Below are 17,616 nucleotides of genomic sequence, written 5' to 3'. Positions count from 1 at the left end.
TTACGGAAATATCACATCCCCGGGAGATGCTGCGTTAAAGCATATCCCCCAAGGGGTTGGGAAGGCGGAAGGTGACGTTTTCCTCCTTGACGATGCGCTCCTCAATATTCAGCCGGAAGCGTTTGGACATCGCATCCACGATCTCCTGCACCAGTGACTCGGGTGCCGAAGCACCGGCCGTGATCCCGACCGTCTCAACATCATCCAGTACCGACCAATCCAGCGCATCAAGCTTCGGCACCAGCAGGGCCGCCTTCGCACCGGAGCGCTCCGCGACCTCTCGCAAACGTTGAGAATTAGATGAATTGGGGGACCCGATGACGATGACGAGGTCGCTCTCCGGCGCAATGGCTTTTACAGCTTCCTGACGGTTCGTCGTGGCGTAGCAGATATCTTCCTTCTTCGGCCCCTCGATAAGCGGAAAACGCTCCCGCAAAATCGACACGATTTCAGACGTGTCATCAACGGAGAGCGTCGTCTGGGTGATAAAGGCGAGGCGTGTCGAATCTTTGGGCTCTACCCGTCGCGCTTCATCCGCATCGTTGATCAGCGTCACGGCCCCGAGAGGCAGTTGCCCCATTGTCCCGACAACTTCCGGATGCCCGGCATGGCCGATCATCAGAATATGCCGACTATCTTCCGACCCACCGGCAAAATGGCGCTCTGCCTCACGATGGACTTTGGAAACCAGCGGACAGGTCGCATCGAGATAAAGGAGGTTCCGCCTCTCCGCCTCAGCCGGGACGGTTTTTGGCACGCCATGGGCGGAGAACACGACATGGCCATCCGCTGGCACCTCATCGAGTTCCTCGACGAAAATGGCGCCCTTTTTCTCCAGGCTTTCAACGACCGTGCGATTATGGACGATTTCATGACGCACATAGACAGGCGCCCCGTAACGACGCAGCGCCTCCTCGACAACACGGATGGCGCGGTCAACCCCTGCGCAGAAGCCTCGTGGACCGGCGAGAAGAACGCGCAACGTACGAATCGTGTTCGCCGACGTCGCCAGATTATCGTCAAGTCGGTTGATCACCGGGTTCTGAACCATCCAAGTCTATCCATGCCTTCATATTGGCGTAAAGGTTTAAGCCGCGTTCGGGCCTCATCACCAGAAACGTTCAAAATCCGCAAGAGCTGCATATATGTCCCGCATGAGAGAAAAACGCAAACCATCTGACCCTCAGGGAACATTCGGCGCCCTGACGCGCATGAAACTTTATATCGTAGCGCTTGCATCTTCCTACGGAAAATGGAACTGTCAGTCATGGTCGCATCGAATTCCAGATTTGTCAGAATCCCATTCGCTCTCGCCTCTATTCTGGCGTTGACCGCCTGCGCGGGGGAGGAACAGGGCGATTTCGCGCCTGTCTGCCCCCATGTCGATGTTGTCCTCCCTGCGGCTGACCTTTATCAGCTGGACTCTGTTGCGCCGAACACCCATGCGCCCGCTTACCATGTATCCCTCACCGGCATTGCGGGAAGCTGCGCCGCCGCGCCAAAAAAAGCCGTTCGCTCCCGCGTGAGTGTCAGGGTCACGCTTGAGCGTGGCGCAATCAATGGCCCCATCAATATTGATCTCCCCTATTTCGTGGCCGTCACGCGGGACAACAAGGTGCTCGACAAAAAAACCTTCACATTGCACCTTGCCCTGTCGGAAAATGACGTGCGCGTGACGAAGCTCTCACCGCTTCGATATATTGATGTTCCGGCCTCGCCAGATCTTCAGGACACAAATTACGCGCTTAAAATCGGCATTCAATTGACGCCGCAGCAACTTAAATATAATCGCGACCATCTGGTTTCCGGTTATTTCCGTAAGACCGGTCGATAGAAATCCCTTCCGGGTGAGACGCCCTGACGGGGCGACGCAGGTCCGGGCAGCTGCTTTCCCGTTCGGTCGCCGCATGAGGCAAAGGTCACGCGCCAGAGCGCCAAAGAAAAGATAATGGCCCGTCTATGACGATAAAACGAGAGCTGACATGTCGCGGCCTCCTCATTGGCACGCTGATCACCCTCATTTTCACCGCGGCAAATATTTATCTCGGGCTTAAGATTGGCATGACCATTGCGTCCTCCATCCCGGCCGCGATCATCTCCATGTCGATATTGCGGGCCCTGAGTCACAGTCATATTCTCGAAAACAATATCGTGCAGACCTAGGCCTCGGCCTCAGCAGCGATCAGCTTCGTCTTCGCGACGTTGCCGGCCTTCATCATTATGGGCCACTGGCGTTCCTTTCCCTTCTGGCCCGTCTTTCTCGCCACGACTGCGGGCGGGGTGGCGGGGGTTATCTTCACCGTCCCGCTGCGTCATGCCTTGATCCGCCGACCAGATTTACCTTTTCCCGAAGGTGTGGCCCGCGCCGAGGTTCTTGAAGCGGGCTTCTCACATCATTCGGGCCGCGCACTGCGTTTATTGAGCATCGCCACGCTCGTCAGCGCCATTTTTACAGTGCTGACATCGAGGACGAAATGGCTGGCCAGTGGGTTTATTCTGGCCAGGCCATTGGGGCGGGCGATTTTATGTCTGCAGGGCGCCTACTCAACCCCGCTGTTTGGCGTTGGTTATCTAATCGGCTTGCGCGGCGGGTTGGCCATGCTGCTCGGCGTCGCCATCGCCTGGCCCATGGCCGTGCCGATATTGAGCGCTCACATCATGCGCCACCCGGTCGATCTGCCGATTTTTGACGTCGCCACGCAGATCTGGGCCGAAAAAGTGCGTTTTATCGGTGCGGGCGCCATCGCCATCGCCGCGATCTGGACGCTTATTTAGTTGGCGCCTGGTGTCATTTCAGGGTTGCGTGCGCTGGCAAGCCGTCGCGATGACGCGCGACCGGCGGCTGAAGAGCGGGACCTACCTTTAAAATATCTCGTTTTTTCCAGCTTTATCGTCGCCGTCGCTCTATTTGGCAGCTTCTATAATTTTCTGCCCGGGCACGGCGTCATGTCCGTTATGCTGGCGCTCGGCAGTGTGTTCCTCTGTCTTATATTGAGCTTCCTCGTCGCGGCCTCATGCGGCTATATGGCCGGTTTGATCGGATCATTCTCTTTCCCGATTTCCGGCATTATGATTATCGCGATCATCGCGATCTGCCTCCTCCTGCGCTTCGCGCGGAGGCATCACCCTTTTTCAGCGCGCATCTCACGGCGTGCCAATCAGTCGACAATCATCGCTTTTACACTGTTTATCCTGACATCTTTGACGGCATCCGCGGCAATATCCAATGATAATCTCCGGGATTCAAAACCGGACAGATCCTTGGCGCGACGCCCTGGAAGCAGCAGGTCGCCCTCATCATCGGGTGCATTGTCGGGGCGGTCGTGACGCCGCCCATCCTTAACCTGCTTCATCAAGCCTATGGTTTTATGGGTGAGAGCCTCGCGGCAACGTCCGCCGCGCCCCGCTCGCCGCGCCTCAGGCGACGTTGATGCTCTCGCTCGCACGCGGCATCATGCTGGGGCGCATGGATTGGACAATGTTTTCAATCGGGGCCGGGATTGGTCTAGCGATGATCCTTCTGGAAAACTTCTCCAAAGGGAAAGCTTACGCCCTTCCCGCCCTGGCCATCGGCATGGGGATTTACCTGCCGCCCGACGTGTCCGTGACGATTGCCTTCGGAAGTGTCATCGCGTTTCTGTGTGGCAAACGTCTCCGCGCCCTCCCTTCTGCAACCCGAGGTTAAGCGCGCAAGCTCATCAAATCTCTCAGTCTTTCCACCACCGCACTGGCTCTTGCGGATCATAGGAGGCCTTGCTCGTTTTAGACCCACGCGGGTTGACGGTTTTCGTCGTCTTCCCCACCTTCGTGCTTTTTAGCGGCGCACTTGCCGTTTTAGTTGCGCCGGTCTTCGGCGCTGAAGGCGGGGCTTCATAAGCCTCCCGCAGCGCGACAAGGCGCGAATCCTTGTGCTTGACAGCGATTTCAAGCTCCTGCACCCGCAAGCGCGCATGCATGAGATGAGCCTCCAATTGCTTGATCTGATTTTTTGCGGCGGTCAGCTCCCGCGTGGCAACGTCGGATTTACGGTGTGCGCCACGTATTTCCTGCTTCATCCGCTCAATCTCGGCGGCATGGTCTTCGACATTACTCTGCACATGACCGCGCGCATTTTGTCGCGGTATGGCACAACGCTCAACGATGACGTCACGATCCGCGTTGAAGCGTCGGCGTCGTGGCTCGGGCGCGGCACGGCGATGATTGTTGAAAGACGCTTTCGGGCTGTCACTCTGCTTGCGCGAGCCCAGTCGGTCCAGAGCGCGCCTTAAAGCCTCCTCGCTGACATCCTGCGTATCGTTTGTTGAAGTTTGCTCGACTGGCATGTCACCCGACACTTTTTCTCCTTTCCTGAATTTTGCCATATGAGCATGGGAGAAAGTAACGCGCGTCGGGGTTACCGCCATTAAGCGGCGGCTGACGTCTTGCTCCATTGCCTTTTCCCACTTCCGACAATGACGTCGAGGCATCATCACTTGGCGGGTCGTCCTGCAAAATTCCGTATTTATTTAAGTTCCAGGATACATCGCGTCATTTGATCCCTGAATAGGGAAGCCTTGACACTATACATAAGTCGGACTGCAATTTCGATGTCACCCCGATGATTATTTTTATAAAATATTTTTTCGTCAGATATAAAATAGTCTTAATTTGCCTCGATATAAGCGTTTGACGTGGCACTTTACCGATAAAAACAATAAACCGTACGATTTAACAAAGTATATGACGCACGCCCCAATCCAGGTGACCTGCGCCGTTAATATTTATATACGATAAATTTTGCAAGATATACACAAATTATTCATTCTTGACCGGTTTCCTGACTTGGCCATATTGTCCATGGGGCCGAATCCCGTCGAAGCACGCCTGTCTGGCCCGCTTCCGCGCCGCGACAGTTCTGCGCTTTCAGTTTATTCTGGGTGGCACAGCCCCGCATTAAAAAAGGTGACCGACGGACATGAAATTGCTACAACGTGTGGCGCTGTTTTTTGGTGGTCTGTATGGCGCTGTCGGGGTGGCGCTTGCCGCGTTCGGAGGCCGCGCCACAAAGCAGCAGAAATCAATTGAAGACTGAGCGCCACGATAAAGCAGGCCGCGATGATCATGACCATAATAAGCTGCTCACGCCCTTTTGCCGTTCCAATGCTGAGGGGCGCGTAAAGGCTGTTCCACCACCGACTGCCCGCGACCTGGTTGACCCAATGGGCAAGAAGGGTGGACCATCTGACAAGAAGGACGAAGCCGATGGTCAAAACTGTCAGAACCAGCGTGCGCATTAGAGTGACGCGGATCAGCACCTCGTTTTTATCCAACTGTTTAGTGTGTGTCGTCGTCATAAATATGCCATTTTCGAAGGATGAGAATGCCGCCTCAGGTGCTATCGCGCTGAATTCAAACGCGTCATTTCTTGCCTCCCCCTTTATCTAGCAGGGATCTCAACATGACTCTACGTCGTATCGCCCTTGTGGGCACAATTTTGATCTCCCTTTCCGCGTCGCCCTTATTGGCGGACACGGCTGAAGTCGTCCCGCCAAGTTTCGATGGTTCCACCACGATTGTGCCGGATGCCAAACCCTACCCCGACCCTGCCCTCGCCAAACGACAGGTTGAGGAAGCCTTCGCCACCGCAGGCAAGACGCACCGCCGGGTATTGCTAGTTTTCGGGGGTAATTGATACCCGGACTGCCGCTTTCTCGCGGGCGTTTTTTCCCAGCCGGATGCGGCGACCTGGCTTGACGCCCATTTCGTCGTCGTGCCCGTCAATATTGGTCGGCTGGACAAAAATCTGGAAATTGCCGCGCATTATGGCGTGACAGTGCATGAAGTCCCGACAATATTGCTCGTCACGCCCAATGGTAAATTGCTGAATGGCGACAGTGCCAATGTACTTGGTGACGCACGGGACCTTTCCCCGCAAAGTGTCATTGACCAGATCGTCGCATGGAATAAACGCGACTAATTCGACCTTCCCGGGCGCAGTTTCATGCGGCGCCCGGCGCTCAGTTCCAGAGCAATTCCTCAACCTCATGCATGATTTCGGGCAGGACGTCCGTATCGAAAGGTGAGATCAGACCCGCTTTTTCAAGCAGGGTGAGAAAGGGATATGTTCCGCCCAAAGCACTCAGGCTTTTAAAAAGTTCAATGGCATAACCGGGATCAATGCGACTGGAGAGCCAGATCTGCATCGCGCAGCAATCAGACAAAGCGGTGTTAATGGCGGAAAAAAGCTTGTCAAAAAGGGCGTCCTCCTGCTGCCAAGCGCGGCGTTCCTCGAGCCAGACGCCGTCCTGTCCCTCCCGCCACGGAAAGTAGATCTTCTCGAGCTCATGCCACGCCGTCATGCGCTGGTCATGCGACCATTCGGGGTGGTCGTAAATCGCATGCTCGAAACCATCGATACATGCGGCCCGCACGAGACCGAACAGAATTTTCAAGAGAAACTGCCGACGATAATCCGCCGCGCCACCCTCTTTCAAAAGGCGCTCAACGTGACCCATGGCCAGCAGGCCCAGGGCTTTCGGTGCGTATCAGCCGCTTCCGGCGTGGGGAGGAGATATTCATACAGGGAAAGGGAAGCACCCTGCCAATATTGATAGGCGCGGCCCAACGCATCCGTCACTATCGTGACGTCCTGGGGCTGGCCGTTACATTTGATGGCGATAAAAGGCGCACCATCTTTAAAGGGCGCGGGCAGAACCTTTTCACGCGCCACGCCATCCGGGTCGTTTTCAAGAACGACCTTGTCCTGCGATAATAATTCCCGACAAAGCTGCGACAATGTCTGATCCGCATCGATATCGGACAAAATACCCAGAGTACGATCAAACAGTAGGCGCGCCCCGCCGATCGAGCTGACCGTCTCAAACGCAGTCAGAATTTCCGCCTCCAACGGGTCGATGGCGCGCCCACCCGTTTCCAGCTGGCGGCGCTGCATATAGGCTTTTAGCAGAGGCACAACATGGGCGCGTATACTGGCATGGAATTGCAATATCTCCGCCGGGCCATAATCAAAACGAAAGAGGCGCTCATAAGTCAGATCGCGGTAATGATCGAAACCCAGCGCCGTCGCGAGGGAGGTGCGGGTTTTAATGAGCTGGTCGAGACAAGCCGCCATGTCCGACGCGGCGTCACTCCCCGCCCCCCGTTTCGGCTTCCGGGATTTCTGACGGGGGGCGTCGACGCTCACCCTGCGTGAGGGTCAGCCCGTCCGAATGCGCGGCCCATGCGCGCCTAAACTGGCTGACACATCGCGCTTCCTCAGAGGCTCCCTCATGAGCCGCATAACGCGCCACCGTCAAATCTGCCTGCCATAGACGCATGACGTGAGGGCCAAGATGGCTCAGAGCCGTTTCAGCGTGATCGCGCAATATAATCTGTTGGATGTCGAGGACTTCCCGCGCCCAGATATTGGCCATTTCCTCCGGGGGAGGGCGTCGCATCACCTCCCTGCGCGGCGGGCTGTTGCTTGAATAGATACCGGAGCTGCTGCGACTGCCAAGCGGTAAAACTGCGTCGCTTTGCATCAAAAAGCGTCAAACCAGCGTCAATATGTCCCGATTGCAGTAACGAACGAACGGCGTCAGCATCGGCCCGTAGCGTCGCCGCATCTATAAGGGATTTGGGATGATCCTCAAACGTTATCGGTATCGATGTCATAGGACCGTTAAACCCTTCCGCGAATGTGATTGATTTTCCCTCAACCCCGCAAATTCTGCACGAAATCTTTTATACGCGCGATGGCCTCTGTCAAATCAGCGTCGGAAGCCGCGATGGAGAGCCGTAAATAGCCAGCTTGCCCGAAAGCGGAACCCGGGACGGTTGCGAGATGCGCCTCCTCCAGAAGGGCCTCAGCTACAGCCGCATCGTCTTTTAATCGACGTCCGCCCAGCGTGGTACAGCCGATAAGGCGTTGTACACCCGGGAAAAGATAAAACGCCCCATCCGGCCGCGCACAGCTCAGCCCCTCAATGCCGCGCAAGGCGGAAAGCACATGGTCCCGGCGGCGCTCATAAACCGCGCACATCTCAACACGCTTTGAAGGGTCGCTCTGCAAGGCTGCCACCGCGCCAGCTTGCGACAGAATACAGACGCCTGACGTGGCATGACTTTGGATGGTCGTCATAGCGCGGATCAAACCAGCCGGACCCGCGCCGAACCCGACCCGCCAACCCGTCATGGCGTAAGCCTTTGACATGCCATTCACGATCAGAACGCGTGAAGCGAGGTCTGGCGCGACATTCAGCAGGGAAACATGCTGGCGGTTCCCGAATGTCAGATGTTCGTAAATTTCATCCGACAGGATCATCACATGCGGGTGACGCCGCAGCACTTCCGCGATCGCGAGGAGGTCTTCCGCCTCCAGCACGGCGCCGGTCGGGTTGTTCGGGAAGTTGAGAATGACCCATTTTGTGCGGGGCGTTAAAGACGCGGCCAAAGCCGATGCTGTGAGCCTGAAATTGTCATTTTCTCGACATTCTGGATATTTCGTCACCGCGCCGAACATTTGCGCGACAAGCGGGTAACTTACCCAGTAGGGCCGAGGGATAACGACCTCATCCCCCGGGTTCAGGGTCGCTGCAAAAGCATTATAGATTAGCTGCTTACCGCCATTCCCGACAAGGATATTCTCAGGTGCGAAATGCAGATGATTGTCCTGCGCGAATTTCTGAATGATGGCATCTTTAAATGGCGGCATACCGCCAATCGGGGGGTAACCCGTCTGCCCCTCCCGTACAGCCTGGATTGCGCCCTCCAGCGCCACTTCAGGGGATGGGAAATCCGGCTCCCCCAAAGCCAGGGAGATGACATCGGCACCTTGCGCCTTCAGCGCCCGCGCGCGGGTCGACATCGCAATGGTGGCGGAAGGGGGCAGATTTTCGAGGCGGCGTGAAAGTTTGACGTCCATTGTCCGAGCCCACCCTGCTCAATGCTGCGTTGGCCGCGTGCCGTGGCTCATCCGAGTTCGGCGCAGAACGCGATAATACGCGCGCAAGCCTGCTGAAGCACGGCGCGGTCAGCAACGTAGGAGATGCGGAAATATCCGGGATGGAGGAAGGCACGCCCCTGCACGGTGGCGACGCCTTTTTCCTCCAGAAGGGCTGCCACGAAATCCTCATTGGAGGACAGCGCGCGCCCCTGCGGCGTCTTCTTACCGAGAAAATTCTCGATTGCGGGGAAAACATAAAAGGCCCCCTGAGGCGTGGCGCAACGCATATTGGGGATTTTCGTCAGTTCGGAGAGGACGAGATCCCGCCTCGCCTTATATTCCGCCAACATGGGTGGCAGGAAATCATGCGATCCGGTCAGGGCGGCAATCCCGGCCGCCTGGGCGATGGAACATGCATTGCTGGTGCTCTGCCCCTGAAGCTTCGTCAGCGCCTTGATCAACCACATCGGCGCGGCCGCGTAGCCGATCCGCCAGCCCGTCATGGCATAGGCTTTGGACAGGCCATTCACCGTGACGGTGCGTGACCGCAATTCCGGCGCCACCTGCACGATGGTGCGGACCTCAAAACCATCATAGACGAGCTTGGCGTAAATATCGTCCGTCAACACCCACACATGCGGGAAATCCGCAAGAACCTCAGCCAGAACCTTAAGCTCCGCCCCTGTATAGACCGCACCTGTCGGGTTGCAGGGGGAGTTGAGCACGAGCCATTTCGTGCGCGGCGTCAGCGCGGCGCGTAAAGCATGGGGTGTCAGCTTGAAGCACTCATGCTCCGATGTCGGGATGATGACGGGCGTGCCGTCTGCCAAAGCGACAATATCGGGATAGGAGACCCAGGCGGGTGAAGGAATGACAACCTCATCTCCCGCATTGAGCGTCGCGACAAAAACATTGTAAATGACCTGTTTGCCACCCGTTGAGATGATGATCTCATCCGGCGTGTAATCCAGACCGTAATCAGCGTTCAGTCGTGCGGCGGCGGCCTCACGAAGCTGCTTCGTGCCCGCAACATCGGTGTAATGCGTGTCCCCGTCCCTGATCGCTTTGACGGCGGCTTCACAAATATGCGCAGGCGTCGCGAAATCCGGCTCACCGGCGGAGAGGCTGAGAATGTCGCGACCAGCAAGGCGGAGTTCCCGCGCCTTCTGCGTCATGGCGATTGTCTGGCTTGGTGAAATACGGTCGAGACGGGCTGAGATAACGGACATGATTTTACCCTTGTTCTGAGAGCCGCTTGATCTCCTGCAGGATCGCCGCAACCATCACCTCCGTCCCGACGCGCGCCGTCCCGGGAGTCATGATATCTGCCGTCCGCAGGCTGGTATTGAGGATGTTTTCGATGGCCGTCTCAATCAACCGTGCATCTTCATCCCGGTCAAAGGAGTACCGCAGCATCATCGCGAAAGATAATATCTGCGCAATCGGGTTCGCGATACCCTGCCCCGCAATATCCGGGGCCGAACCATGGATCGGCTCATACAAGGCGGCGCGGCGTCCATCTTCCTTGAGTGGGCCCAGCGTGGCGGAGGGCAGCATCCCAAGAGAGCCCGTCAGCATGGAAGCGAGGTCTGAAAGCAGGTCACCGAAGAGATTGCCCGTGACGATGACATCAAACTGCCTCGGGTTCCGGACAAGCTGCATGGCGCAATTATCTGCCAGCATGTGGGTCAGGGTGACATCGGGATATTCAGCCTGCTGCAATGATGTCACGACCTCGCGCCATAAAAGGCCGCTTTCCATGACGTTGCTTTTTTCGACCGAGCACACATGCCCCTGACGTTTGCGCGCTGCATCGAAGGCCACACGCGCCACGCGTTCAATTTCGGGTGTCGTGTAGAGCTCGGTATTGATGCCGCGACGCGTGCCGTCTGGCAGGGTCTCGATACCGCGCGGCGTCCCGAAATAAATGCCCCCGACGGTCTCACGCACAGTCAGTAGGTCAAGCTTAGAGACATATTCCGCTTTGAGGGTGCTCGCATCCGCCAGCGCGTCAAAAACCTGCGCCGGGCGCAGATTTGCGAAAAGATCAAGCTCCTTCCGTAAAGCAAGGATCGCAGCTTCCGGGCGGAGGTTGAAATCGACATGCGCCCATTTCGGGTCACCGACGGCGCCGAAGAGGATGGCGTCAACCTCATGCGCGCGCTGGATCACCTCATCCCGGATCGGGACGCCATGCACCTCAAGCGATGCGCCGCCGACAAGCTCCTCCGCGATATCAACATCAAGGCCCCGATAGGCGCGAAACCAGTTCACGATTTTCGCGACCTCGCGCATCACTTCCGGGCCGATCCCATCTCCGGCAAGGACCAGTATTTTTTTGATGAAGTCATTTTGCCACCTCTTCCGTGATGGAGGGGAGCCAGGACGCCTGCTCTGCCCGTCGCGCCTCAAAGGCGTCAATCTGTTTTTCGTGGATGAGGGTCTGGCCGATATCGTCCAACCCTTCCAGAAGCAGGCGCCGCCGGAGCGGGTCGACATCGAAAGGGATCTCGGTCCCATCTGGGGTGACGACGACCCGTCTTTCAAGATCGACCGTCAGACGCGAATTGGCGCCCAGGCGCGCATCCTTCATCAGAGCAAGGCATATCTCCCGCGGGAGGCGCACTGGCAGAATGCCGTTTTTGAAACAGTTATTGAAGAAAATATCAGCGAAACTGGGCGCGATGACGCAACGGATCCAGAAATCCAGCAAGGCCCATGGCGCATGTTCTCGCGAGGAGCCGCAGCCGAAATTATCAAGCGTGATCAGGATTTGAGCTTGCCGGTAGGGTGCTTGATTGAGCACGAAATCGGGACGTTCCTGCCCGTCCTGATCATATCGCTGTGCCGCAAAAACATGCTGGCCCAGCCCCTTGCGGTGGATGGTTTTCAAAAAACGCGCCGGGATGATCTGATCCGTATCAACGTTTTCAGCCGCCATGGGCGCGGCGAGAGCGGTGAGCTGGGTAAATTTATCCATTACGCCCCCTCCGCGCATCGACGAAACAACCGGCAATCGCCGCCGCCATAGATGGGGAACAGAGATGGGTGCGGCCGCGCGGGCCCTGGACCGCCCTTCAAAATTTCGGTTGGAGGTTGAGGCGCAACGCTGCTCAGGAAGAAGCCGATCCGGATTCATGCCCAGACATATGGAGCAGCCCGCCTCACGCCATTCAAACCCGGCATCCAGGAAAATACGATCCAGCCCTTCTGCCTCAGCCTGCGCATTGATAAGGTCGGAACCCGGCACCACCATCGTCCTAACATGTGCCGCCACGTGCCGCCCTTTAACCACTTCAGCCGCGGCCCGAAAATCCTCAATTCGACTATTGGTGCAGGAGCCAATGAAAGCGACATCGATTGGTGTGCCGGAAAGGGATTGTCCGGCTTTGAGCCCCATATAATCCAGCGCGCGCTGCCATTGCGCCGTCCTTGCCGGATCCTCACAATTTTCGGGGTCAGGCACGACCTCATCGATGAAAATAACGTTTTCCGGACTATTGCCCCAGGTCAGGGCGGGGCGGATCATGGCCGCGTCAATCGTCACTTCCCGATCGAAAACAGCCCCCTCATCCGTATGGAGACGGGACCAATGGCGACAGGCGGCCGTGAACGCCTCCCCCTTCGGGGCGAAAGGCCGGTTTTCAATGTAAGCGAAGGTCGTCTCATCCGGGGCAATCAGGCCAGAACGCGCCCCGGCTTCAATCGACATGTTGCACAAAGTCATGCGGCCTGCCATTTTCAGCGCCTCAATGGCGGGGCCGGCAAACTCAATGACATGACCCGTGCCGCCTGCCATTCCGATCTCACCGATAATGGCGAGGGCGAGATCCTTCGCCGTCACGCCCGGAGGGAGCATGTTTTCAACGGTGACACGCATATTTTTAGAGGGTTTTTGCAGCAATGTCTGGGTCGCGAGCACGTGCTCAACCTCGGACGTGCCAATACCGAAAGCCAGAGCCCCCAATGCCCCATGCGTCGATGTGTGACTGTCGCCGCAGACAATCGTCATGCCGGGCAGGGAAATGCCCTGCTCCGGCCCGACAACGTGCACAATCCCCTGTTTCGGAGACCTTAAGGGGATGTAGGGCACCTCGAAGGCTTTGACGTTTGCCTCAAGCGTTTCGATCTGGAGCCGACTTTCCGGCTCCGCCACGGGCGCTGAACGGCCCGTCGTCGGGACGTTATGATCCACAACCGCGACCGTCGCATCGACGCGGCGGACTTTCCGCCTCGCAAGGCGCAACCCCTCAAAAGCCTGCGGGCTCGTCACTTCATGAAGGAGATGCCGGTCAATATAGAGGACGCAGGTACCATCTGAAAGCTGCTCAACGACGTGGTCCGCCCACAGCTTGTCATATAATGTCTGCGCCATCGCGCCCTCCCTGACACCGGATTTACTCCTGTTTAAGATTATTCAGTCGATTTTGCCACATCCCGGGGGCGCTCGGCAATACGTGCTGACTTGCCGCTGCGATCACGAAGATAGTAGAGCTTCGCCCGACGGACCTTGCCGCGACGCACAACGGTGATCTCGGAGATATTCGGCGAGTAAAGCGGAAATACGCGCTCCACACCCTCACCCTTTGAGATTTTGCGCACGGTGAAATTGCTGTTGAGGCCCTTATTGGAGCGCGCAATTACAACGCCTTCATAAGCCTGGACGCGCTCACGCGTGCCTTCAACAACGCGCACACCGACGCGCACCGTGTCACCGGCCTGAAACTCGGGAACGGCGCGGGATGCGGTCAGGCGCTCAATCTCGCGCGCCTCATATTGCTGGATCGTATTCATGATGGTCTCCTTGGTAACAATTTAGATACCGGGTTTCCGGGACGCATATTGCGCCCATAAATCCGGACGTTTCGATTGGGTGATTCGCTGCGACTGGTCATGCCGCCACGCCGCGATGTCACGATGATTGCCGGAAAGAAGCACAGAGGGGATCCTCAGCCCCTCCCATTCCGCCGGTTTGGTGTAATGCGGATATTCGAGCAAGCCATTCTCGAAACTCTCCTCCGTCGCGCTGTCGGATGAGCCCATGACGCCGGGAAGCAGACGCGCACAGGCTTCAAGCAGCGCGCAGGCCGGAATCTCACCGCCGGAGAGGACGAAATCACCGATTGAGAACTGTTCGATTCCCCGGGCTTCAAGGACGCGCTCATCCACACCTTCATAACGACCGCAAAGGATGACCACCCCGCTTCCCGCCGCCAGACGCTTTGCATCGCGTTGGGAAAAGGGACGCCCGCGCGGCGTTGGGTAAATGACCGGCCGCCCATCGCCGGGCAACGCATCAAGTGCCGATGCCACCACGTCAGGGCGCATCACCATCCCCGCCCCGCCACCGTAAGGCGTGTCATCCACGGCGTGATGACGTCCTTTCCCGTAAGGGCGGAGATCATGCGCCGTGCAGGCCCACAACCCCTTCTCAAGCGCCCTGCCCGTCAGGGAAATACCCAGAGGGCCCGGAAATAATTCCGGAAAAAGAGTGATGATATCCGCCTGCCACGTCATTGCCGCACAACCACTTCAGCATCGTCGGACAGGTCGCCCTCCACCTCAATTTCCGCAGGCAACATGACTTCAAGCCGTGACTGAGACATATCGACGTGCGGCACGCAGGCCCGCGTAAAGGGCACCACCCGTGATTGATGCCCTTGCACGATTTCGAGGCTGACGCCCGCGCCGTAATCATGGACCGTCACCACCGTCCCCAAAGCCTCACCTGATGGTGAGAAAGCTTCCATGCCGACAAGATCCGCATGGTAGAACTCATCCTCATCCGCCTGGGGAAACTGCGTCCGCAGCGCGTAAAGTTTGAGATTGACGCAGCGCGCTGCATCCTCCCGGCTTTGCAGCGGCCCTTTATCCGGGTCGCCGAGTTCAGCAATGTGATGGCCCACCCAACGCACCTGCCACAGTCGGCCCGACTCATCTCTGAGGGGCGAGAGCGCCTCCAGCGTGGCCGGGTCTTCCGTCAATGCTGAAAGATGGACACGTCCGTGCACGCCGTGCGGTCTCCCCACGGTGGCAATATGTATCTCTCTCTCATCTTGCGATGCGCGTGTCATCGTCAGTCGCTATCGGGCTTAAGGCTCAGGCCGCGGCCTCAGACTTGGCGGCTGCACGCTCCTGCGCACGCTTTTTCGGGGCGGATTTCTTGGACTGCTCATTCCAGCTCGGCATGTCGATAATCCCGGCACGACCGAGGAAACGCGCCACGCGATCCGTCGCCTGCGCCCCGTTTGAAAGCCAGTGACGGATGCGCTCATCATCAAGACGCACGCGCTCAGCATGGTCTGAAGGCAGCATCGGGTTATAGGCGCCCACTTTTTCAATAAAGCGGCCATCACGCGGGCTGCGGCTGTCAGCCACAACAATATGGTAATAAGGGCGCTTTTTGGCGCCAGCGCGTGCAAGACGAATTTTAAGACTCATGCTTCAATCAACTCCTGAAGTGTGAAATTTTGACTTTATCGGCGTGGCAGACCGCCGAAACCACCGGGCATATTCGGATTTCCCTTGCCCGACATCATCCCTGACAGCATTTGCTTCACGCTCGCGAGGCCCATTTTATTAAGGCGCTTCATCATGGTGGACATGTCATCAAACTGTTTGAGCATTTTATTGATCTCCTGCACCGTGGTGCCGGAGCCAGCAGCGATCCTCTTTTTCCGTGACGCCTTGATAATGGCGGGCGTCTTGCGCTCCGCCTTCGTCATGGAGGAGATGATGGCCTGGTGCCGCTTGAAGATCGTGGTGTCGAGATCCCGATCGCCCACTTTTTCCTTGAGTTTACCGATCCCCGGCAACATGCCGAGAATATTCGAGACGGAACCGAGCTTGCCGATCTGGCGAATCTGGGAAGCGTAATCATCGAGGTCAAACTTACCCGCGAGCATCTTCTTGGCGGCGCGCTCGCTTTCCTCCTGATCCAGCGTTTCGGAGGCTTTCTCAACCAGTCCAGCAATATCGCCGAGACCAAGGATGCGCCCCGCAACGCGCTCCGAGTAGAATTCCTCCAGCGCTTCGGGTTTCTCGCCCATCCCGATAAATTTGATGGGCGCGCCGGTCATGGCCTTCATGGAAAGCGCGGCACCGCCACGCGCGTCACCATCCATGCGCGACATCACGACACCCGTGACACCGACAGCCTCGTTAAAATGCTGCGCCGTATTGACCGCATCCTGCCCGGTCATGGCATCGACAACCAGCAATGTTTCTGCCGGGCCCGCGATTTCACGAATTTCGCGGACTTCCTGCATCAGGGCTTCATCGATGGAGAGGCGGCCTGCCGTATCCAGCACGACAATATCATACCCTTCTTGACGCGAGGTTTTCATCGCGCGGCGGGTAATTTCCTGCGGGGACTGCCCGGCCAGAATCGGCAATGACGTGACGCCAACCTTCTCAGCCAGTTGCTGGAGCTGAAGCTGCGCAGCCGGGCGCTGCACGTCCAGGGACGCGAGGAGGACGCGTTTCCGCTCCCGCGATGAGAGGCGCAAACCCAGCTTACCGGTGGTCGTCGTCTTGCCTGACCCTTGCAGGCCGACCATCAATATGGCGACAGGCGGGGCCGCAGAGAGGTTCAGCGTGGCGGCACCAGCGCCGCCCAAAGCCTCGATCAGGGCGTCATTGACGATTTTCGCGACAGCCTGGCCCGGCGAAATACTTTCAAGGATTTCCTGCCCGACAGCGCGCTCACGGACTTTATCAACGAAATCACGCACGACGGGGAGCGCGACATCCGCTTCCAGCATCGCCATATGCACTTCACGCATCGCCTCAGCGACATCGCCTTCAGAGAGACGACCACGCCGGGAAAGGCTCGAAAATACGCCGGAAAGCTTGCTGGAAAGTGAGTCGAACACGTGTGCCCTTTGGCTGCAAATGACTTTGCGCCACTGCGCGAACCCTCGCGGAGTGGCGTTTCAGAATTTGATCGGTGCCTAAAACCCCGGCTGTCACAAGTCAAGCTTAATGCGACAGCCGGGATGAAAAACCTTACGGCGCCGGGGGTGGGGGCGAGGCCATCATGTCGTGCAGCCGCGCGGATAATTTACCGACCTCATCATAGGCGTTTTTGACGGCTTCCCGCTGATCGGGGGTTAGAACATCATGGACGGCGATCAATTCCGCCACGCGCTGCTGCTCCGCCTGCTCATGCAGCGCGATCTTCTGCTTCACAAGATCGTCGACAGCTTTTTATCGACATCCCCCTTCGCCAGTAAAGCGGCTGAGATTTTGTCATCCAGGGCACGGTCCTCATTGTGACGGGCCATGACCTTATCGCGATTGGCGTCGATGATCACACGGATCTTGTCATTTTGCTCAGGCGTCAGGTGCGCCTGATTCTGGATGAGGGCGGGTAGAGGCGGTGCGTGCATCATATGCGGCGGGAGTAAAGGCGATACCGCCATCGCCGGCATGGCAGTGCAAGCCACCGTCGCCACGGCAAGGCTGGAGAAAATTTTACGGAATGGCATCAGACATATCCCTCTGAGAAAGCCGCTCGCCTGTATGGCCGACTGATTTTGAAAGATGGACGTCAAGTTGCAGGCAGACAACTCGGGCGATTTCATCGCCACGCATCATCAGGTTCGTCATCCCGATGGTAAAAACGTTCTTACGCCCTGCCCGCATCGTTACATGAATAGCGTTAAAATAAAACGTCTCCGGGCCGTTGTGAG

General features: G+C 57.5%; 20 protein-coding genes and 3 pseudogenes. 5 read left to right on the top strand and 18 right to left on the bottom strand.

Going from position 1 to position 17,616, the window contains the following annotated elements; genetic code table 11:
• Nucleotides 1–34: 34 nt before the first annotated feature.
• Nucleotides 35–1,051, bottom strand: coding sequence for a 4-hydroxy-3-methylbut-2-enyl diphosphate reductase (ispH, locus tag AAYR33_02260; protein XAO71791.1), 1,017 nt, complete (start codon nt 1,049–1,051; stop codon nt 35–37).
• A 276-nt stretch (nt 1,052–1,327) separates the two neighbouring features.
• On the opposite strand from ispH, the gene AAYR33_02255 reads away from it, so the two are divergent.
• The 3 genes and pseudogenes from AAYR33_02255 to AAYR33_02245 all read left to right on the top strand — a co-directional run bounded on the left by AAYR33_02255 (nt 1,328) and on the right by AAYR33_02245 (nt 3,685).
• A complete protein-coding gene (locus AAYR33_02255) occupies nt 1,328–1,834 on the top strand; it encodes a hypothetical protein (protein ID XAO71790.1) in 507 nt (168 codons plus the stop codon).
• Between the two features lie 125 nt (nt 1,835–1,959).
• A pseudogene (locus AAYR33_02250) lies at nt 1,960–3,327 on the top strand (oligopeptide transporter, OPT family).
• Nucleotides 3,328–3,418: 91 nt separating this feature from the next.
• A pseudogene (locus tag AAYR33_02245) lies at nt 3,419–3,685 on the top strand (OPT/YSL family transporter).
• A 22-nt stretch (nt 3,686–3,707) separates the two neighbouring features.
• Here AAYR33_02245 and AAYR33_02240 read toward each other — a convergent pair.
• Both AAYR33_02240 and AAYR33_02235 read right to left on the bottom strand, forming a co-directional pair.
• A complete protein-coding gene (locus tag AAYR33_02240; GenBank protein XAO71789.1) occupies nt 3,708–4,322 on the bottom strand; it encodes a hypothetical protein in 615 nt (204 codons plus the stop codon).
• Nucleotides 4,323–4,907: 585 nt separating this feature from the next.
• Nucleotides 4,908–5,333, bottom strand: a complete 426-nt coding sequence (locus AAYR33_02235) for a hypothetical protein (protein XAO71788.1) — start codon at nt 5,331–5,333, stop codon at nt 4,908–4,910.
• Between the two features lie 104 nt (nt 5,334–5,437).
• Between AAYR33_02235 and AAYR33_02230 the strand changes: the two genes are divergently transcribed.
• Nucleotides 5,438–5,671, top strand: coding sequence for a hypothetical protein (locus tag AAYR33_02230; GenBank protein XAO71787.1), 234 nt, complete (start codon nt 5,438–5,440; stop codon nt 5,669–5,671).
• A 78-nt stretch (nt 5,672–5,749) separates the two neighbouring features.
• Nucleotides 5,750–5,956, top strand: coding sequence for a hypothetical protein (locus tag AAYR33_02225; protein XAO71786.1), 207 nt, complete (start codon nt 5,750–5,752; stop codon nt 5,954–5,956).
• Nucleotides 5,957–5,996: 40 nt separating this feature from the next.
• On the opposite strand, the gene AAYR33_02220 is transcribed toward AAYR33_02225, so the two are convergent.
• The 15 genes and pseudogenes from AAYR33_02220 to AAYR33_02150 form a co-directional block, all read right to left on the bottom strand.
• Entirely contained in the window at nt 5,997–6,494 is a 498-nt protein-coding gene (locus AAYR33_02220) for a hypothetical protein (protein XAO71785.1), read from the bottom strand.
• Nucleotides 6,470–7,183 (bottom strand): hypothetical protein, encoded by a 714-nt coding sequence (locus tag AAYR33_02215; protein XAO71784.1) that lies wholly within the window; start codon nt 7,181–7,183, stop codon nt 6,470–6,472. The genes AAYR33_02220 and AAYR33_02215 overlap by 25 nt, the downstream gene beginning before the upstream one ends.
• A complete protein-coding gene (locus AAYR33_02210; GenBank protein XAO71783.1) occupies nt 7,125–7,436 on the bottom strand; it encodes a hypothetical protein in 312 nt (103 codons plus the stop codon). Before AAYR33_02210 ends, AAYR33_02215 begins: the two co-directional genes overlap by 59 nt.
• Nucleotides 7,437–7,693: 257 nt before the next feature.
• On the bottom strand, nt 7,694–8,902 hold the full coding sequence (locus AAYR33_02205; GenBank protein ID XAO71782.1) for a pyridoxal phosphate-dependent aminotransferase: 1,209 nt from the start codon (nt 8,900–8,902) through the stop codon (nt 7,694–7,696).
• Between the two features lie 47 nt (nt 8,903–8,949).
• On the bottom strand, nt 8,950–10,152 hold the full coding sequence (locus AAYR33_02200; protein ID XAO71781.1) for a pyridoxal phosphate-dependent aminotransferase: 1,203 nt from the start codon (nt 10,150–10,152) through the stop codon (nt 8,950–8,952).
• 4 nt (nt 10,153–10,156) lie between these two features.
• A complete protein-coding gene (gene leuB, locus AAYR33_02195) occupies nt 10,157–11,266 on the bottom strand; it encodes a 3-isopropylmalate dehydrogenase (protein XAO72348.1) in 1,110 nt (369 codons plus the stop codon).
• 4 nt (nt 11,267–11,270) lie between these two features.
• On the bottom strand, nt 11,271–11,903 hold the full coding sequence (gene leuD / locus AAYR33_02190; GenBank protein ID XAO71780.1) for a 3-isopropylmalate dehydratase small subunit: 633 nt from the start codon (nt 11,901–11,903) through the stop codon (nt 11,271–11,273).
• Nucleotides 11,896–13,298: pseudogene (gene leuC, locus AAYR33_02185) on the bottom strand (3-isopropylmalate dehydratase large subunit). The gene leuD and the pseudogene leuC overlap by 8 nt, the downstream one beginning before the upstream one ends.
• A gap of 38 nt (nt 13,299–13,336) precedes the next feature.
• Complete coding sequence (gene rplS / locus AAYR33_02180; GenBank protein ID XAO71779.1) at nt 13,337–13,717, bottom strand: 50S ribosomal protein L19; 381 nt, start codon at nt 13,715–13,717, stop codon at nt 13,337–13,339.
• Nucleotides 13,718–13,738: 21 nt separating this feature from the next.
• Nucleotides 13,739–14,440, bottom strand: a complete 702-nt coding sequence (gene trmD, locus AAYR33_02175; protein XAO71778.1) for a tRNA (guanosine(37)-N1)-methyltransferase TrmD — start codon at nt 14,438–14,440, stop codon at nt 13,739–13,741.
• Nucleotides 14,437–14,997, bottom strand: a complete 561-nt coding sequence (gene rimM / locus AAYR33_02170; protein XAO71777.1) for a ribosome maturation factor RimM — start codon at nt 14,995–14,997, stop codon at nt 14,437–14,439. Before rimM ends, trmD begins: the two co-directional genes overlap by 4 nt.
• 25 nt (nt 14,998–15,022) lie before the next feature.
• Complete coding sequence (gene rpsP / locus AAYR33_02165) at nt 15,023–15,364, bottom strand: 30S ribosomal protein S16 (GenBank protein XAO71776.1); 342 nt, start codon at nt 15,362–15,364, stop codon at nt 15,023–15,025.
• A gap of 35 nt (nt 15,365–15,399) precedes the next feature.
• A complete protein-coding gene (gene ffh / locus AAYR33_02160; GenBank protein ID XAO71775.1) occupies nt 15,400–16,797 on the bottom strand; it encodes a signal recognition particle protein in 1,398 nt (465 codons plus the stop codon).
• Between the two features lie 133 nt (nt 16,798–16,930).
• Complete coding sequence (locus AAYR33_02155) at nt 16,931–17,113, bottom strand: hypothetical protein (protein XAO71774.1); 183 nt, start codon at nt 17,111–17,113, stop codon at nt 16,931–16,933.
• Complete coding sequence (locus AAYR33_02150; protein XAO71773.1) at nt 17,110–17,412, bottom strand: hypothetical protein; 303 nt, start codon at nt 17,410–17,412, stop codon at nt 17,110–17,112. The genes AAYR33_02155 and AAYR33_02150 overlap by 4 nt, the downstream gene beginning before the upstream one ends.
• Nucleotides 17,413–17,616: the final 204 nt, after the last annotated feature.

The sequence above is a fragment of the Acetobacteraceae bacterium genome, assembly GCA_039613835.1.
Taxonomy (GTDB): domain Bacteria; phylum Pseudomonadota; class Alphaproteobacteria; order Acetobacterales; family Acetobacteraceae; genus Sorlinia.
This window is presented reverse-complemented; position numbering and strand designations above follow the sequence as displayed.

Excerpts from the sequence above, each read along its gene's own strand:
- ispH (XAO71791.1), bottom strand. The coding sequence starts at position 1,051 with ATGGTTCAGAACCCGGTGATCAACCGACTTGACGATAATCTGGCGACG.
- AAYR33_02240 (XAO71789.1), bottom strand. The coding sequence starts at position 4,322 with ATGCCAGTCGAGCAAACTTCAACAAACGATACGCAGGATGTCAGCGAG.
- AAYR33_02235 (XAO71788.1), bottom strand. The coding sequence starts at position 5,333 with ATGACGACGACACACACTAAACAGTTGGATAAAAACGAGGTGCTGATC.
- AAYR33_02230 (XAO71787.1), top strand. The coding sequence starts at position 5,438 with ATGACTCTACGTCGTATCGCCCTTGTGGGCACAATTTTGATCTCCCTT.
- AAYR33_02220 (XAO71785.1), bottom strand. The coding sequence starts at position 6,494 with ATGGGTCACGTTGAGCGCCTTTTGAAAGAGGGTGGCGCGGCGGATTAT.
- AAYR33_02210 (XAO71783.1), bottom strand. The coding sequence starts at position 7,436 with ATGCGACGCCCTCCCCCGGAGGAAATGGCCAATATCTGGGCGCGGGAA.
- AAYR33_02205 (XAO71782.1), bottom strand. The coding sequence starts at position 8,902 with ATGGACGTCAAACTTTCACGCCGCCTCGAAAATCTGCCCCCTTCCGCC.
- AAYR33_02200 (XAO71781.1), bottom strand. The coding sequence starts at position 10,152 with ATGTCCGTTATCTCAGCCCGTCTCGACCGTATTTCACCAAGCCAGACA.
- leuD (XAO71780.1), bottom strand. The coding sequence starts at position 11,903 with ATGGATAAATTTACCCAGCTCACCGCTCTCGCCGCGCCCATGGCGGCT.
- rplS (XAO71779.1), bottom strand. The coding sequence starts at position 13,717 with ATGAATACGATCCAGCAATATGAGGCGCGCGAGATTGAGCGCCTGACC.
- trmD (XAO71778.1), bottom strand. The coding sequence starts at position 14,440 with ATGACGTGGCAGGCGGATATCATCACTCTTTTTCCGGAATTATTTCCG.
- rimM (XAO71777.1), bottom strand. The coding sequence starts at position 14,997 with ATGACACGCGCATCGCAAGATGAGAGAGAGATACATATTGCCACCGTG.
- rpsP (XAO71776.1), bottom strand. The coding sequence starts at position 15,364 with ATGAGTCTTAAAATTCGTCTTGCACGCGCTGGCGCCAAAAAGCGCCCT.
- AAYR33_02150 (XAO71773.1), bottom strand. The coding sequence starts at position 17,412 with ATGCCATTCCGTAAAATTTTCTCCAGCCTTGCCGTGGCGACGGTGGCT.